This window comes from Xanthomonas sp. F10 (assembly GCF_014206815.1).
Lineage (GTDB): Bacteria > Pseudomonadota > Gammaproteobacteria > Xanthomonadales > Xanthomonadaceae > Xanthomonas_A > Xanthomonas_A indica.
Genome location: NZ_JACHNP010000001.1, coordinates 1,446,835 through 1,463,434 on the forward strand (window position 1 = coordinate 1,446,835; position 16,600 = coordinate 1,463,434).

Genomic DNA, 16,600 nt, shown 5'->3' on the forward strand with positions numbered 1-16,600 from the left:
GCTCCCTTCGTCTAGTGGTTAGGACGTGGCCCTCTCAAGGCTAAAACAGGGGTTCGAGTCCCCTAGGGAGCGCCATCCTCGCCTCGCCTGCAGCGCGACACAGCAAAAACCCCGCCTTGGCGGGGTTTTTTGCGTTTCGGGGAACCGCAGCATGGCAGGACGGGGCGCAGGCGCCGGCCATCCTGGACCCGGCGCATCGCGGGTTGGCCCATCCCCGGCAAACGGCCGCGGTCGCCACGCCGCCCGGATGATCGCGGCCAGCCAGGCCGTCGCCACGGGCCGCGCGGCCCGGTGGACGGCAAGCAGACGCCTGGCGCCGGATCTCAGCGAACGGCCTCGGCCAACGCCCCCGCCGCCGATGCGGTCTCCGCCACCGCATCGTGCGCATGCAGGCTCTCCAGATGCCGCACCTGCACCTGCACCTCGGCGTAGTGCGCGCCCAGCGCCTGCTGCAGGCGCCGCGCGGCGTCCTCCACGTACATCAGGTTCTCGCCGTTGCGGCGCGCGAACGCCTGTTCGTCGGCGCGGCGCACCGCCGCCTGCACCGGCGTGGCCAGGGCCTGCTCGGCGAGCGCGATCACGCCCTCGGCATCGAAACGCACCGCGCGCGCCGACAGGCCGACCCGGACCGAGGCCACGCTGCGCTGGCTATGCGGGGTGGCATGGCTGCCGTGCCGGAGCAGCCAGTCCGCGACCGCCTCGCGCGGCACCGAGGCCTGGTCCACATGCTGCTGCACGAAAGCCTCGCTGAGCAGTTGCCGCGCCAGCGCCGCCGAACAGGGACACGTCGAGGAGTACAGCAACTCCACGCCCAGCCCCAGGCGGACCACGCCGCCGCGCAGCTCGGCGTCGATCCGCAGCGGATACGCCCGCCAGCCGGCCAGCCCCGGACTGCGCAGCGCCGGGCTGCGACGCAGCAGGTCCAGGCGCAACGACACCCGCGCCGCGGTCGAGGCGCAGTCGGCATGGCTGTGCACCATCGCCCGCAGCAACTGCGACAGCCGCGACGGCGACAGCGGCTGCTGCGCGCTCTCGTCGAGGAGGCGGTACAGCCGCGACATATGAATGCCCTTGACCTGCGCCGACGGCAGGTCGACGGCGAGCGCGGCCTGCGCCGGCACGGGTGCCGCAGGCGCGCCCTCGCCCACCTCCAGACAGATCGGCACCGCGATGCCGTCCATGCCCACCCAGTTCAGGGGTGCGGCGATCTGCGAAGGTTCGTCGGCAGCGACATCGGGCAAGGGCGAGGAGATCTGCAGGTTCATCGGATCGACTGGAGCGGCAAGGGAGCGAGGGACGGCAAGCAAGCCGGAGTGACAATTGTTATAAAGTAACACAACAAGCGCACGCCGACGGGACCATCGATCGCACACCTCAGCCGTTGGGAGTGCCCGGCACCATGGCCGGGAGGACATCAATGAACGTCTATGGGCTGCGCGGACCTGCTCGCAAGGATTCGCCCGGACCCTCATCCGCCCCTACGGGGCACCTTCTCCCGGCGGGAGAAGGGAGAGGCCAAAAGCCCCTCTCCCACCGGGAGAGGGGTTGGGGTGAGGGTACGGCACCCGCAGCGCCGCCACCGATCCGGCAATGCCTTCAGCCGCTCGCTGCAGACACCTCGATCCGGACACGGCATGCACGCCGCGTGCGCGTGCGTATCGGCCTTAGCCCTGCATCTGTTCCAGTTCCTTGCCCTTGGTCTCGTACACGTAGCGCAGCACGAAGAACACCGACAGGAACGCGGCCACGGTGTAGATGCCGTAGGCACCGGCCAGGCCGATGCTGCCGAGCAGGACCGGGAAGGTCACGGTGATGGCGAAGTTGGACATCCACTGCGCCGCACCGGCCACGGCCAGGCCGGAACCGCGGATCTGGTTGGGGAACATCTCGCCCAGCATCACCCACATCACCGGGCCCCAGGACATGTTGAAGAAGACCACGTAGACGTTGGCGGCGATCAGCGCCAGCCGGCCCATGCCCGGCGACAGCGCCAGCTTGCCCGCCGCATCCAGCGAGGCGCTGGCGAAGGCGATGGTGACCAGCGCCAGCGACACCGCCATGCCGGCCGAGCCGATCCACAGCAGCGGCTTGCGACCGATCCGGTCGATCAGCACCACGGTGACCAGGCAGGCGCCGATGCTCAGCGCGCCGGACAGCACGTTGATCAACAGCGCATCGCTCTCGGAGAAACCCACCGCCTGCCACAGCACCGCGCCGTAGTAGAACACCACGTTGATGCCGACCAGTTGCTGGAAGGTGGCCAGGCCGATGCCGATCCACACGATCGGGCGGACCTTGCCGGTGACCTTGCTGACCAGGTCGGACAGGCGCGGCTTGTGCTGGTCGGCCGACAGCGACCCGGAGATCTCGGTCAGCTTGGTCTGCGCGGCGCCGGCCCCGTACAGCCGAGTCAGCACCGCCAGCGCCTGCTCGCGGCGGCCCTTCACCACCAGAAAGCGCGGGCTCTCCGGGATCGCCAGCAACAGCAGCAGGAATGCCGTGGACGGCAGCGCCTGCATCCAGAACATCCAGCGCCAGGCCGGCTGGCCCAGCCACAGCGCCTCGGTGGACGCGCCAGCGGCCTTGGCCAGCAGGTAGTTGCTGAGGAAGGCGCAGAACAGGCCGCCGATGATGGCGATCTGCTGCACCGTGGCCAGGCGCCCGCGGTAGCGCGCCGAGGCGACCTCGGCGATGTAGGCCGGCGACATCACGCTGGCCGCGCCCACCGCGAAGCCGCCCATCATCCGCGCCAGCACGAACACCGCCGAGTTGTGCGCCGCGCCGGCGCCCAGCGCCGACAGCAGGAACAGCGCCGCCGAGACGATCAGCACCGTGCGCCGGCCCCAGCGGTCGGCCAGCGAGCCGGCCAGGAACGCGCCGACCGCACAGCCCAGCAGCATCGACGCGACCTCGAAGCCGGTGCCGGCGGAACTGGACTGGAAGGCCTCCTTGAGGCCATCGACGGTGCCGTTGATGACGCCGCTGTCGAAGCCGAACAGGAAGCCGCCGATGGTGGCGACGCAGCTGATCAGGATGATGAGGCGGGTGTTCTCGCCGGCGTCGGCGTGGCGATCGATCGGAACACTGGACATGGATTCACCTGGTGGCGTGCAAGAGGGAGACGGCCGGCGCGCGGAGCGGCGTGCGCAGCGACGGCACCGGGCCGCCGCCGCGCACCCGGTTCAGCGCAGCAGGTACTGGTTGATCAGGTTCTCGTAGGCTTCCTGGCGGCCGCTGCGCTGGGTCGGCTCGCCGGCCTGCGCGGCATGCGCCACCAGGTCGGCCAGCGTACTGTTGCCGGCGGCGAAGGCCGCACCGGCGCCGCCGTCGAAGCTGGCGTAGCGCTCGCGGCGCCACTGCTCCAGCGGCGAGGCGGTCAGCAGCGCATGGGCGACTTCCAGGCCGCGCGCGAACGCGTCCATGCCGCCGATGTGGGCGATGAACAGGTCCTGCGGATCGGACGACTCGCGGCGCACCTTGGCGTCGAAGTTGAGCCCGCCCGGGGCCAGCCCGCCCTGCCGCAGCACCACCAGCATCGCGCCTACGGTGTCGTACAGGTCGACCGGGAACTGGTCGGTGTCCCAGCCGTTCTGCGGATTGCCGCGGTTGGCGTCGATGCTGCCGAGCAGGCCGGCGTCGCTGGCCACCTGCAGGTCGTGCTCGAAACTGTGCCCGGACAGCGTGGCGTGGTTGGCCTCGATGTTGAGCTTGAAGTCCTGGTCCAGGCCGTACTGGCGCAGGAAGCCGACCACGGTGGCACTGTCGAAGTCGTACTGGTGCTTCATCGGCTCCATCGGCTTGGGCTCGATCAGGAAGTTGCCCTTGAAGCCGATGCTGCGCCCATAGTCGCGGGCCAGGGTCAGGAACCGCGCCAGGTGCTCCTGTTCGCGCCGCATCTGCGTGTTGTGCAGGCAGGCGTAGCCTTCGCGGCCGCCCCAGAACACGTAGTTCTCGCCGCCCAGTTCGACGGTCGCCTCCAGCGCGGCCTTGACCTGCACCGCCGCACGCGCGACCACGTCGAAGTCCGGGTTGGTCGCCGCGCCGTTCATGTAGCGCGGGTGTGAGAACAGGTTCGCGGTGCCCCACAGCAGCTTGACCCCGGTGTCGGCCTGGCGCTGCCTGGCGATGCCGACCATGTGCGTGAGGTTCTTTTCGTACTGGCCGATGTCCTCGGCGTCCGGCGCCAGGTCCACGTCGTGGAAACAGTAGTACGGCACGCCGAGCTTGGTGAAGAACTCGAACGCCGCATCGGCCTTGGCCTCGGCGCGGCCCAGCGCATCGCTGCCGGCGTCCCAGGGATAGGCGCGGGTGCCCGGGCCGAACGGATCGGCGCCGTTGCCGCAGAAGCTGTGCCAGTAGGCCACGGCGAAGCGCAGGTGCTCGGCCATGGTCTTGTCGCCGATGCGCTTGCCGGCGTCGTAGACCTTGAACGCCAGCGGATTGTCCGAGGCCTTGCCCTCGAACGGAATGCGGCCGATGCCCGGGAAGTACGCCTTGGCGCCGGTGTAGACGGAAGTGCTCATCACGAAGTCCTGGTGCGTTGCGGGGGAAAGGAAATCACGCGGCGTACAGCGGGCCGATGGCCTGCAGATGCCGCTGGAACGTCTGGTAGTGCGCCTGGTACTGCGCGCCGCGCTGCGCATCCGGCTGCGCGGAGCGCGCCGCATCGTCCTGCTGGTGCCGCAGCACCACCTCGGCCAGGCTGGCGCGCTCGCCCTGCGCCCAGCCGTCGGCCCACAGCGCCTGCAGCGCGGCGCCGAACGCCGCACCTTCGGCCTGTGCCGGCACCTGCACCGGCAACCCGAACAGGTCGGCGATGAGCTGGCGCCAGCCGGCGCTGTTGCTGCCGCCGCCGGTGAGGGATATGGCATCGAAGCGCAGGCCGGCGTCGACGAAGGCATCGAAGCCGTTGCGCAGGCTGTAGCTGGCGCCCTCCATCGCCGCGCGATAGAAATGCGCCGGCGTGCTGTTGTGCAGGTCCATGCCGGTCAGGCAACCGCGCGCGGCCGGCAGGTTCGGGGTGCGTTCGCCGTTGAAGAACGGCAGCAGCACCAGTCCGTCTGCACCGGGCTCGGTGGCGGCGAGCAATGCCTCGCCCTGCCCGGTCTTGATGCCGAACAGACGCGCGATGGTCTCGGTGGCCACTGTGCAGTTCATCGTGCAGATCAGCGGCAACCAGCCGCCGCTGGAGGAACAGAACGCGGCCCAGCGCGCGTCGGGGTCCACCACCGGGCGCTCGGCGTAGGCGAACAGCGTGCCGGAGGTGCCCAGGCTCATGCTCAGGCGCCCCGGCACCACGTTGCCGGTGCCGATCGCCGCCATCATGTTGTCGCCGCCGCCGGTGGCCACGCGCACCTCGCGCGGCAGGCCCAGCGTCTGCGCCGCGGCGGCGGACAGGGCGAAGCTGGTCTCGGTCGGCACCAGCGGCGGCAGCGCCGCGGCCAGGTCGCGCTGCGGATCGATCGCCTGCAGCAGCGGCGCCGACCACTGGCGGGTGCGCACGTCCAGCCAACCGCTGCCGGAGGCATCGCCGACCTCGGCGTAGCGCTCGCCGGTGAGCCAGAAATTGACGTAGTCGTGCGGCAGCAGCACCGCGGTCATCGCGGCATAGGCATCGGGGCGATGCTTGCGCGTCCACGGCAGCTTGGAGGCGGTGTAGCCGGCCAGGATCGGGTTGCCGGCCAGTTCCACGCAGCGCTGCGCGCCGCCGACCGCGTCCATGATCTCCTCGCACTCGCGCTGCGTGCTGGTGTCGCACCACAGCTTCACCGGCGCGGTGACGTGGCCCTGCGCGTCCAGCGGCACGAAGCCGTGCTGCTGCCCGGACACCGCGATCGCACGCACCTGCGCCCGCTGCGCGGCGCTCAACGCGGCGAAGCAGGCAACGATGCCGTCGATCCACCACTGCGCCTCTTGCTCGCGGGTGCCGTCGTCGCGGCTGATCAGTTCCAGCGCATGGCCGTGGGTGGCCACCACCTGCCGAGTGTCGGCATCGTAGGCGAGCAGCTTGACGCTCTGCGTGCCCACGTCCAGACCGATGTACAGACTCATTGCCCTACTCGCCACATCGTGCACACACCCAGTTCCATCGTCGCTCCAGGAGAAAGGCCGGCGTGCGGGGACCACCCGCCATGACGCCGAGTGTAGTGCGCACTGCATGCATCACGTAGCGGTGCATGATGACGGCGTGCGTCGCGCCAGGCCAGGCCGTGCCATCGTGCGCCGCATGTGTGAGGTGCGCGCGGTGCGTCATAGGTCATCCCGCACGCGTTGCAGTCGCAATACGGACTTCGGATGGGGCTGTCCGCCATGCACGCACAGGTTGTGGAGGTCGCAGCGGATGCGTCGATGCGCATCCACATGCCCCCGTTTTGATGCACCGCATCAAGCACACGCGCAAGCCGTGCGCAGTTGCGCCGGATTCCATTCGCTTCATCCCTTCTCCCACGGGACGATGACCGCTTTTCGGGGAAAGGTACCCCGCCGGGACGGACGAGGGTGCGGCGTAGCCCGCGTCCTGTGACGACCTGCGCTGATGTCGGCACGAGGGCTGCGCTCCGTACCCTCACCCCAACCCCTCTCCCGGGGGGGAGAGGGGCTGAAGCGCGCCGCGGCTGTGTCTTTGCCGCCGTCATGATCGTGCCTGCGCCAGCGAACTCGCCTCCCTTCACCCATCGGGACCATGGCTCCCTTTTCGGGGGAAGGTGCCCCGAGGGCGGATGAAGGTACGAGCATAGCGCGCATATTTCGCTGCATCGCGCCCCAGTCGGCACGCCATGACCGACAGCATGGCGCAACCAACGCTGGCACCATTTCGCACGCCATCCCAGGCTCATCCACCCCGCGCCGCGGCGGCATGGCGGCTGCCCTTGCGTGGCACCTCCAGGGGCTGGCCGCGGTACTCCACGCTGGCGTCCGCCGCCGGTTCCAGCGCGCCGGCATCCGCGCGCGGGCCGTCGACGAAGCGCACGTGGATGCTGCGCCGGTCCTGCATGCCGGGCCAGCGGCCTTCGCGCGCACCGATGCGCAACACGCCCCGCGCCTGGTCCCACTGCAGCGGGATACGGCTGAACTCGCCCTTCTCGTAGCCGTAGCCGGTGCCGTCGTCTTCGTAGAGCGAGAAGCGGCCGTCGGCGCCGGTGTAGACCACCACGGTCAGCGGCGCATCCGGGATCTGGTCGACGTACTGCTGCACGCGGGTCATCGGCACGATGGCGCCGGCGCGCACGAACAGCGGCATGCGCTGCAGCGGCGCGGCGGCGTCGATGGTCTGGCCGCCGGCGTGGCGCGCGCCGCTGTTGAAGTCGATCCAGTCGGTACCCGCCGGCAGGTACACCTTGCGCGAGGTCGCGCCGAAGCGGATCACCGGTGCGACCAGGAACGCCGGCCCGAACAGATACTCGTCGTCGATGTCCGCGACCTTGGGGTCGTGCGGGAAGTCCATCGGCAGGCCGCGCATCATCACCCCGTCGCGGTGATAGGTGTCGCCGGCGAGCGTGTAGATGTAGGGCAGCAGCGCATAGCGCAGACGGCTGTAGTAGGCCATGCTGGCGTAGTACGGCGTGCCTTCCGGCGCGATGTTCCAGATCTCGCGGTACGGGAACTGGCCATGCGAGCGGAACAGCGGCACGAAGGCGCCGAACTGGAACCAGCGCGTATTGAGTTCGCGCCACTCCGGCAGGTGCGCCGGGTCCTGGGTTTCGTAGCGCTTCTCCACGGCGAAGCCGCCGATGTCGAAGGTCCAGTTCGGCAGGCCCGACATCGACAGGTTGACGCCGGCGGAGATCTGCTCGCGCATGTCCTCCCAGCGCGAGGCGATGTCGCCGCTCCACACCGCTACCGCGTTGCGCTGGACGCCGGCGTAGCCCTTGCGCGACAGGATGAACACGCGCTTGCCATCGGCGGCGCGATCGCCGGCATAGACGCCGTGGGTATGCGGCAACGGATAGGCGTTGAAGAACTCGGTGGACGGCCCCAGCGCGGTCGGCGTGGTGCGCGCCTTGCGCTCGGCGATGTCCAGGTTGGAATGCACGTCGGGCTCGTCGGCATCCAGCCACCAGGCATCGATGCCCTTGCGGTTGAGTTTTTCGTCGATCTGCCGCCAATAGATCGCCTGCGCGTCGGCCGCGTACGGATCGTAGAACGCGTTGGTGTAGCCCTTGCCGATCCAGTCCAGCTCGCCCACTTCGACATTGCGCCGATAGATATGTCCCGCCGCGTCCAGTTCCTTGTAGTGGTCCGTGCTCGGGTAGAACTTCGGCCAGACCGAGATCATCAGTTGCGCGTGGTTGGCGTGCACTGCCTTGACCATGCCGTCCGGATCGGGGAAACGGCTGCGATCGAAATCATGCGAGCCCCAGGCGTCCTCCGGCCAGTACGACCAGTCGAGCACGATGTTGTCGATCGGCAACTGGCGCCGGCGGTATTCGGCCAGCGCGCCGAGCAGTTCATCCTGGGTCTTGTAGCGCTCGCGGCTCTGCCAGAACCCATAGGCCCACTTCGGCAGCAACACCGCCTTGCCGGTCAGTTGCCGGTAGCCGGCGATGACCTGGTCGGCGTTGTCGCCGGCGACGACGTAGTAGTCGATCATCTGCCCCGCTTCGGACCACAGCGACAGGTTGCCGGCCTCGGCCGCCGGCAGCGGATCGCGATGCAGCAGCGCGATGTAGCTGGGATCGATCAGGTCCCACTCGACCTTCAGGGTATGCCGCTGGCCAGGCTGCAGTTGCAGCGCGAACTCGTGGTGCCAGGGGTTCCAGTTCTGCCGCCAGCGGTCGACGAGCAGCTTGCCGTCGACCCACAGCCTGGCGTATTCGCTGGCATACAGCGAGAAGGTATGCGTCCCGCCGCGCTCGGCCTCGATCTGGCCTTCCCAGCGCACCTGGATGCGGCGCTTGTCGCCGGGCTTGGCGGCGGCGGGAAACCTCGCCAGGTCCTTGATGTACTGATAGTCGATGTCGGGCTCGCGGCGCTCCAGCACCGGCTTGCCGTCGATCGCGTAGCGCGCGGTGAGCGCGCCCGGCTTGCCTTGCGCGTCGTACAGGCGCAGCGACGCCGGCAGCGGCTGCAGCCCGCGCGGATCGCCGAAGCGGGTGATCGCGTTGTTGTCCCAGAGGATGCCGTAGTTGCGGCTGGACACCAGGTACGGCACCGCCATGTCGAGATTGCTCTGCAGCAGCTCGATGTCGTGGCCCTTCTGGTTCATCCAGCCCTGCTGGTGCTGCCCGAACCCGTAGAAGGCCTCGTCGGGCGGCGAGACGAAACGCTGGCGCACGCTCAGGTAGTGGCGCCCTTCGACCTGCAGCGGCGCGAAGCTGCGCCCGCCCGCCACTTCCGCCAGCAGCGGCGTGCCGTGCGCATCGGCGAAGCCGACGTGGCCGTCGACGGTGGACACCTGCGCGGTCAGCCTGGCGGTCCTGAGCTGGACCGTCTCACCGTGTTGCTCGAGCGCGAAGCCGGTGTCGCCCTGCACCGGCACCCGCATCAGGCTGGGCGTGCGCTGGAACGTACCGGCCGGATCGGCGCTGACGCGGACGATGCCGCGGTCGATCACCTGCAGGCGCACCGGCGCCGCGCCCTTGGCGCTGGGCCGCACGGTGACGCCATCGGCATCGCGGGTCACCTGCTGCGCGGGAGCGGACGCGGCGACAAGCGAGAGCGACAGCAGCAACAGGCCTCGCAACGAGGGCGGCAGGGGGCGGTTCGCGTTGTGCATGTTCACTCCATTGGATCGTCACGCAGCGCGGCACCACAGGCGCCGCCGCGTCGTCAGTAGGTCGCCAGGGTGACGCGCAGCAACTGCGGCACGTCGGAGAAGTTGAGGCCGTAGTCGGTCTGGTCGCCGTTCCAGTTGCGCCGGAACTGCCAGTGCTCGCCGTCGTAGACGCCCTCCTCGACCCGGTCGTAGAGCATGTTGGCGGTCGCTGCGCTGGCCGGGTGCAGGGTCACCCGTGCGTGCTGGGCGGTGATCAGGAAGGTGTCCGGGCCGAGTTCGGCAATCAATGCCGCGCCGATCGGTGCGGCATTGCCCGGCGGCGTGCCCTGGAACCAGAACTGCGGCACGCCATAGGTGATGGTGGCACTCCAGCGCGCGTTGAGCGGCAATTCCTGCACCGCCTGGCCCGGCGCCTCGGCGGTGCCGTGCAGTTTGCCCGCGGCCGCGGCGCGGGCGAACACGCGCATGCCCATGCCCACCGCACGGTAGCCCAGCGCGAACGGCGCCAGCGCCTGCGCGTCCACGCGCCTGGCGCCGAGCGGATAGTTGGAGTAGCCGCTGTAGTCGATGCCGAAGGTCGACCAGCCGATGCCGTCATGGCCCAGCGCCGGATACAGGTAGCGCGCGTATTCGGGCCGGTTGCCGGTCTCGGCCACGAACAACGCGTTGTCCGTCCGCGCATAGCGCTGCAGCACCGTGGTGTACAGCGGGTACTCGGGCATGTAGATGTCCGGTGCCAGCAGGTCGATGTGCGGCGCCGCCGCCTTCCATACGTCCAGCACGTTGTCGGTGGGGCCGCCGCTGGCGTACTGCCCGGGCTGGCCGGGATTGAACGGACCGCGCAAGGCCGCGTTGACGTAGATCGGCAAGGGATAGGCCGCCTTGCCGGCCTCGGCGATGCGGTCGATGAAGCGCGCGATGTGCCAGGCGTGGAAGATCTCGTCGGCATCGGCGCCGAACACCTGCGCCCAGTTGCCCGGCGGCTTGCCGAGCCGCTGCAGCAGCACCGGCGGCACCGGGCCGTCGAACTCGCGCTGCGCCATCGGCGAGAAGTCGCGCGCACTGCCGTAGGTGCCCGGCTCGTTCTCGGCCTGCACCATGATCACGGTGCGCTGCGGATCGGCCTGGCGCAGATGCCGCATGAAGGCAACGAAGGCAGTGCGGTCGGCCTCCAACGTGGCCGGCGCCAGCGGCGACAGCGAACCCAGGCGTCGCCCGTCGCGCGTGACCACCCGCGGGAAGCGCGCATCGTCGGTCTTGACCCAGTGCGGTGCGTAGTTGGGGCCGTTGTTCTTCCAGGTGCCGAACCACAGCAGCACCAGCCGCACCCGCTGCGCGCGCGCCTGCGCCAGCAGCGTGTCGACGAAGGAGAAATCGAAGCGGCCCTCTTCCGGTTCCACCTGCTCCCAGGCGATCGGCACCTGCACGGTGTTCGGCCCCAGCGCGCGGATCGCCGGCCACACCTGCGCCAGCGCCGCCGGATAATTGCTGGAGTTGTTGACTTGCGCGCCGAGGATCAGGAACGGCGCGCCATCGACCAACAGCGCGTGGCGGCCGTCGCTGCTCACCAGGCGCGGGATCGGTGCCTGCGCCTGCGCCGATGGCGCGGCGTTGGCGGCAGCAGCGCGTGCATGGGCCGGCGGCGCATCCGGCGCGGCCTGGCAGGCGGCCAACAGCAGCGACAGCAGCACCGGCAGCAAGCATCGACGGCGGGCGGTGCGCGACTGCGGCCCGGTGTCTCCCATGCGGCGCGTGCCCTGCCTCACCAGCTGTCGGTGCGGAACGGGCCCACCGGCAACTGCTCGCGGTTGACCAGGTTGGCGTCCTCGGGGTTCTCGCTCCAGGCGTAGCGCAGCGCCTGCGGCTGCGGCACCTCGGCGCTGCGGACCACCACCTGGTCGCCCTCGATGCGCGCCTGCGCCGGATGGAAACGACGATCGGCACCGGCCAGGGCGAAACCGCGCACCGCGTTGCCGCCGCCGCGCACCGCCAGCACGCTGCCCATCATGTCGAACATCACCCGTGCCTGGCCGTCGGCAAATGTGGCGCGGGCGAACACCGGCGCGCTGTAGACCAGGGTTTCGCCGTAGGCCACGTGCCGCGCGACCAGCGCCAGGCGATGCCCCACGTCCTGCTTGTTGGTGGGATGGATGTTGTCCGGCATGCCGATGTCGATGGTCACCGCCTGCCCGGTCGCCGGCAGCGCCAGCGTCCTGGTCTGCGATTCGCGCAGCTGCGCCCACGGGCTCAGGTCGCCCTGGTCGTTGCCGGCCTTCCAGTTGGCCAGCTGCACCCACAGGAACGGCAGTTGCGGCTGTCCACGCTCCTGCCGCCAGCGGCCGATCAGCGACGCGAACTGCTCACGGTAGCGCAGCGCACCGTACGGGTAGGCGTTGCTCTCGCCCTGGTACCAGATCACGCCCTTGACCGGGAACGGCTGCAAGGGATGGATCATCGCGTTGTACAGCAGCGTCGGGATCTGGTTCTTGTCGTCGTTGGCAGCCAGCGTGACCTTGCCCGGACGGAACTGCCAGTCGCCGGCGAGCGAGTGCGGCCGGCCACCGTCGGGCTGCACGAAGAACGCCGCCGCGTCGCCGGGAATGCCGCCGAAGCCGCCGGTATCCAGGATCCGGATCGCGATGTGGTTGACCCCGGCGCGCAATGCCGCCGGTGGTACGCGATAACGGCGCGGCTCGGTGTAGCGCCCTTCGGTGTGGCCAACCTCGACGCCGTTGACGTAGGTGGTGTCGGCATCGTCGGCCGGCCCAATGCCCACGACCGCACCGGCTTTGGCCTCGGCCGCGCTGAGGGTGAAGGTGGTGCGATACCAGGCCACGCCGTCCATGCCGACATAGCCGTGCTGCTCCCACAGCCCCGGCAGCGGCTGGCGGTCCCAGTCGCGGTCGTCCAGGTCGGCGGCCGCCCAGCCTGCATCCGCATCCGCTGTGGCCGGCTGCGGCCAGCGCGCCAGGCGCCGCTTGGTCTCGCCCAAGTCTTTTGCGTCCTTGACCTGCATCTGCGCGATGCGCGTGCGCACCTGCGCCACGTCCACGCCGGGCGAGGCCGCGTCCATCCACGCCTCGATCGCGCTGCCGCCCCAGGTGCTGTCGATGATGCCGATCGGCACTCCGGTGCGCTGGCGCAGGTCGCGCGCGAAGAAGTACGCCACCGCCGAGAACGCACCCGCGGTGCTCGGCGTCGCCGCGACCCAGTGGCCCCCGGGCAAACGCGGCTGCGGTTGCGCCGCCCAGGCCTTGGGCACCTTGAAGTTGCGCAGCTGCGGATCGGTCGCCGCCGCCACCTCGCGTGCGCCGTCGCGCGCCTGCGCCAGCGGCCACTCCATGTTGGACTGGCCACTGGCCAGCCACACGTCGCCGATCAGCACGTCGCCGATGCGGCGCTGGCCGCCGTCGCCCTGCACTTCCAGCACGTACGGACCGCCGGCCGCATGCGCCGGCAACTGCAACTGCCAGCGGCCATCGGCGCCCGCGACCGCACTGGCGCTGGCGCCATCCAGGCGCGCCTGGATGCGCGCGCCGGGCGTGGCCCAGCCCCACACCGGGATCGGCGCATCGCGCTGCAGCACGGCACCGTCGTCGAACAGCAACGGCAGTTGCAGCGCGGCCGCGGCCGGCCATGACGCGGTCGCCAGGGCCAGCAGGGCCAGGCGGCGGACGGTGGAAAACAATGGGGCGGCCATGAGCGGATCCTGCATCGGGGGAAAGCCCGGCCGCGGCCCCCCGCCTCGCCGCAGGCGGACCGCGTGCCGGATGCGGCGCGGCGCCTACCAGTTGGCGCGCAGCACCAGCGAGTAACGGCGATCGTTGACGAACCAACTGCGCGTGTACAGGCGGCTGTCGACCTCGCCGTCGCTGTACGAGGTCGGCCCCATCAGCACCTTGGTCACCGAATTGGTGAGGTTGTTGGCCTGGATGCCCAACTGCAGGTGCGGGGTGAAGCGGTAGAACACCGAGCCGTCGAGCTGGCCGTAGTCGTCCGACCAGGTCGGCAGCTTGGTCGCCACGTCGCTGGCGGTGAGCAGGTAGCGCGAGCGCCAGTTGTAGGCCAGGCGCACCGACAACGGCCCCTTCTCGTAGATGCCGGCCAGGTTGTAGCTGCGCCGCGACAGGCCTTCCAGCGGCAGCGCCACGCCGGTCACGGTGGTCTTGGTGTACGGATCGGTGGCGGTGTTCACGCCGCCGCTGCTGTCGACGAAGGTGAAGTTGGCGTTGACGCCGAAACCGCTCATCCAGCCCGGCAGCGAATCGAAGAACTGGGTGTAGCCGTACTCGAAGCCGCGGATGCGGCCCTTGTCCATGTTGTACGGGCGCGTCACCAGGAAGTCCTGGCCGCCGTAGTTCTCGGTGACGGTCTGGTTGGAGAAGTAATCCTTGACGCTCTTGTAGAACAGCGTCAGGTACATCATGTCGCTGCTGTCGAAGTACCACTCCAGCGCGGCGTCGTACTGGTCGGCCTTCATCGGCTTGAGGTTGGGGTTGCCGGCGGTGCCGGTCCATTCCTTCGGGGTTCCGTCGTCGTTGAAGGTCGCGGTCAGCAGCAGGTAGGGCTGCAACTGGGTGTAGTCCGGTCGCGCCATCGCCTTGGAGGCGGCCAGGCGCAACTGCAGCGCATCGGAGAACTTGAAACGCAGGTTCAGGCTTGGCAGCACGTCGGTGTAGCGGCCGCGCGCGTTGTTGGGGAAGTACTGACCGTCGTACTGCGCCTTCAGCGCCTCCGAGGCCGCGGTGGCGGAGAGGTCCGGATACTGGCCGTAGCCGGCCGCCTCGGTCTTGGTCTGCACCACGCGCACGCCGATGTTGCCGTCCACCGGCACGCCCAGCGCCGCGTCGTTGCCGAAGTACATCACCATGTACGCGGCCTGGGTCCGCTCGAACTGGCGGTTGGTGTCCTGCAACTGGTGTTGGTCCGGCGCCCAGCCGGAGCCGCGCAGCGCCACGATCTGCTCGATCAGCGCCGACGTGCCGGCGTAGTCCTTGACCGCGCTGTTGCGCGGAAAGACCAGTTGGGTCGGCACGTTCACCTTGCCGCGGAACAGGTTCGAGTAGGTGTATAGCGACGACGAGGCGGTCATGAAACTGGCCAGGTCGGCCAGGCCGGTGCTGGTCCCGGGGACGGTGGCCCAGTTGTCGCTGATCACGCCCCAGTTGTAGCCGGAATTCTTGTTGGTCTGGGTGCGGTCGGTGGCGCGGATGCCGGCGCGGAAGGTACGCAGCCACGGGTTGTCGTCGTAGCTGTATTCCAGGTCGAAGCGCGTGGCCAGTTCGCGGCCGCGGTTCTTCGCCAGGTGGTCCATCGCCGCGCTCCAGAAGTAATTGGAGGGGTTGGCGGTGTAGCCGGGGTCGGCCAGGGTCACCGCCGGGTAGCGGCCGCCCAGGTCCACGTTCAGGCCCGGCAGGTAGATCGAACTGAACAAGGTGAAATCCAGCACGTCGCTCTGCGAGCGCACCAGTTGCATGTCGCCGCGCACGGTCAGCCGGTCGGTCAGGCGATGGCTGAAGCCGCCGGACAGGTCGGACGTGGTGGCGCTCTGCTGGGCGTAGCGGTTGTCGGTGTAGAAGCGCACGCCATCGTTGCCGGTGACGTTGCCGCGCCAGGAGGTGGACACCGGCGAGCCGCTGACGAAGCGGCCTTCGCTGTCGTAGGTGAAGGTGGTGCCCGGTGCCGGCACGATGGCATTGGTGTCGTCGTTGAAGAACGCGGCGCGGTCGCGCCAGTTCATGTCGTAGGACGAGCGCAGGTATTGCACGTACACGTCGGTGGCGTCGCTGGGGCGCCACTGGAATGCCGCCGCCACGCCCTTGCGCTTGCGCTCGAAATCCATCTGCCGCCAGTTCACCCCGCCCGGCACGTAGACCTTGTCGAAGGTGGTGCCGGCCAGCAGCGCCGGATCGGTGCGGCGCACGAACGGCTCGACCTGGATGCCGTCGCTGCGCGTGGCCAGTTCCGAGTGCGCCACGTCGAGCATGAGGCCCATCTCGCCGCCGCCGGTGTTCCAGCGATCGCTGAACAGGAACGAGCCGGACGGCTTGTAGGTCTTGCTCATGTCGCCGTAGTTGACGTCCGCGGTGGCGCCGATCACCCGCCCCGGCTGGTCGAACGGCATGCGCGTGCGCAGGTTGACCGTGCCGCCGAGGCCGCCTTCGATGATCTCGGCCGACGGGTTCTTGTACACGTCCACGCCGGCCATCAGTTCGGCCGGCACGTCCTCGAAACTGAGTCCGCGCCCGCTGGCGGCGCTGAAGCTGTCGCGGCCGTTGAGTTCGCCGCGCACCTGGGTCATGCCGCGGATCATCACCCCGCTGCCTTCGGCCGAGAAGTGGTCCGGATCGTTGCGCGCCATGAAGTGATCGATGGTCACGCCGCTGACCCGCTGCAGGGTCTCGGTGACGCTGCGGTCCGGCAGCGCGCCGATGTCCTCGGCGCTGACCGAATCGACGATCTGCTCGGCATCGTGCTTGATCGACTGCGACTTGATCAGGCTGCCGCGCACGCCCTTGACCTCGACCGCGTCGAGCTGGGTCACCGAGCCAGGTGTCTGCGCCTTGGCGGCGCGCTCCGCGTCCTGCGCCAGCGCCTGCGCGCTGAGCAGCAGGCCGATGCTGAGTGCCATGATGGAACGCGGCAAAACGCGGGTACGGCGTGACGCTGCGGTCGGCCAGGCCGGACCACGGGGATGCTGCGAGGCCATGCTGTTTCCCTCCCAGGAGACATGCACACAGACACGGGCGACGGTCGCCACGGGCGCCGTCCTGCGAGTTGTGACGGCATCGGTCTCGGCCGCTGCCGTATCGGATGGCGCCGCTGCACGGATCGGCAGGTCGCTCGCTATCGCGATCGGCCGAGACTAGGGAATGACAATCGCGT

At 69.4% G+C, this 16,600-nt stretch carries 8 protein-coding genes and 1 tRNA gene; 1 reads left to right on the plus strand and 8 read right to left on the minus strand.

All coding sequences use genetic code 11. The features are described from left to right. Positions 1–75: transfer RNA gene (locus tag FHR56_RS06375), tRNA-Glu, on the plus strand. Between the two features lie 248 nt (positions 76–323). Here FHR56_RS06375 and folE2 read toward each other — a convergent pair. From folE2 to FHR56_RS06415, 8 genes are all read right to left on the minus strand, one after another. After that, entirely contained in the window at positions 324–1,253 is a 930-nt protein-coding gene (gene folE2 / locus FHR56_RS06380; protein ID WP_184502596.1) for a GTP cyclohydrolase FolE2, read from the minus strand. 411 nt (positions 1,254–1,664) lie between these two features. Further along, entirely contained in the window at positions 1,665–3,092 is a 1,428-nt protein-coding gene (locus FHR56_RS06385; RefSeq protein ID WP_160946595.1) for a sugar porter family MFS transporter, read from the minus strand. A gap of 90 nt (positions 3,093–3,182) precedes the next feature. Next, on the minus strand, positions 3,183–4,523 hold the full coding sequence (gene xylA, locus FHR56_RS06390; RefSeq protein WP_160946594.1) for a xylose isomerase: 1,341 nt from the start codon (positions 4,521–4,523) through the stop codon (positions 3,183–3,185). A gap of 34 nt (positions 4,524–4,557) precedes the next feature. Further along, complete coding sequence (xylB, locus tag FHR56_RS06395) at positions 4,558–6,051, minus strand: xylulokinase (protein WP_160946593.1); 1,494 nt, start codon at positions 6,049–6,051, stop codon at positions 4,558–4,560. 781 nt (positions 6,052–6,832) lie between these two features. Then, entirely contained in the window at positions 6,833–9,715 is a 2,883-nt protein-coding gene (locus tag FHR56_RS06400; RefSeq protein WP_160946592.1) for a TIM-barrel domain-containing protein, read from the minus strand. A 53-nt stretch (positions 9,716–9,768) separates the two neighbouring features. After that, positions 9,769–11,460, minus strand: coding sequence for a DUF5597 domain-containing protein (locus FHR56_RS06405; RefSeq protein WP_160946591.1), 1,692 nt, complete (start codon positions 11,458–11,460; stop codon positions 9,769–9,771). 17 nt (positions 11,461–11,477) lie between these two features. Further along, the gene (locus FHR56_RS06410; RefSeq protein WP_160946590.1) at positions 11,478–13,415 is read right to left on the minus strand and encodes a sialate O-acetylesterase; all 1,938 of its coding nucleotides are present in this window, start codon (positions 13,413–13,415) and stop codon (positions 11,478–11,480) included. Positions 13,416–13,499: 84 nt separating this feature from the next. Beyond that, positions 13,500–16,346 carry a TonB-dependent receptor gene (locus FHR56_RS06415; RefSeq protein ID WP_237473112.1) on the minus strand — a complete coding sequence of 949 codons (2,847 nt, stop codon included), beginning with the start codon at positions 16,344–16,346 and terminating at the stop codon, positions 13,500–13,502. Positions 16,347–16,600 lie beyond the last annotated feature (254 nt).

What these genes read in the sequence shown, in the direction of transcription:
- FHR56_RS06405 (WP_160946591.1), bottom strand. Translation starts at nt 11,460, where the DNA reads ATGGGAGACACCGGGCCGCAGTCGCGCACCGCCCGCCGTCGATGCTTG.
- FHR56_RS06385 (WP_160946595.1), bottom strand. Translation starts at nt 3,092, where the DNA reads ATGTCCAGTGTTCCGATCGATCGCCACGCCGACGCCGGCGAGAACACC.
- xylA (WP_160946594.1), bottom strand. Translation starts at nt 4,523, where the DNA reads ATGAGCACTTCCGTCTACACCGGCGCCAAGGCGTACTTCCCGGGCATC.
- FHR56_RS06415 (WP_237473112.1), bottom strand. Translation starts at nt 16,346, where the DNA reads ATGGCACTCAGCATCGGCCTGCTGCTCAGCGCGCAGGCGCTGGCGCAG.
- FHR56_RS06400 (WP_160946592.1), bottom strand. Translation starts at nt 9,715, where the DNA reads ATGCACAACGCGAACCGCCCCCTGCCGCCCTCGTTGCGAGGCCTGTTG.
- FHR56_RS06410 (WP_160946590.1), bottom strand. Translation starts at nt 13,415, where the DNA reads ATGGCCGCCCCATTGTTTTCCACCGTCCGCCGCCTGGCCCTGCTGGCC.
- xylB (WP_160946593.1), bottom strand. Translation starts at nt 6,051, where the DNA reads ATGAGTCTGTACATCGGTCTGGACGTGGGCACGCAGAGCGTCAAGCTG.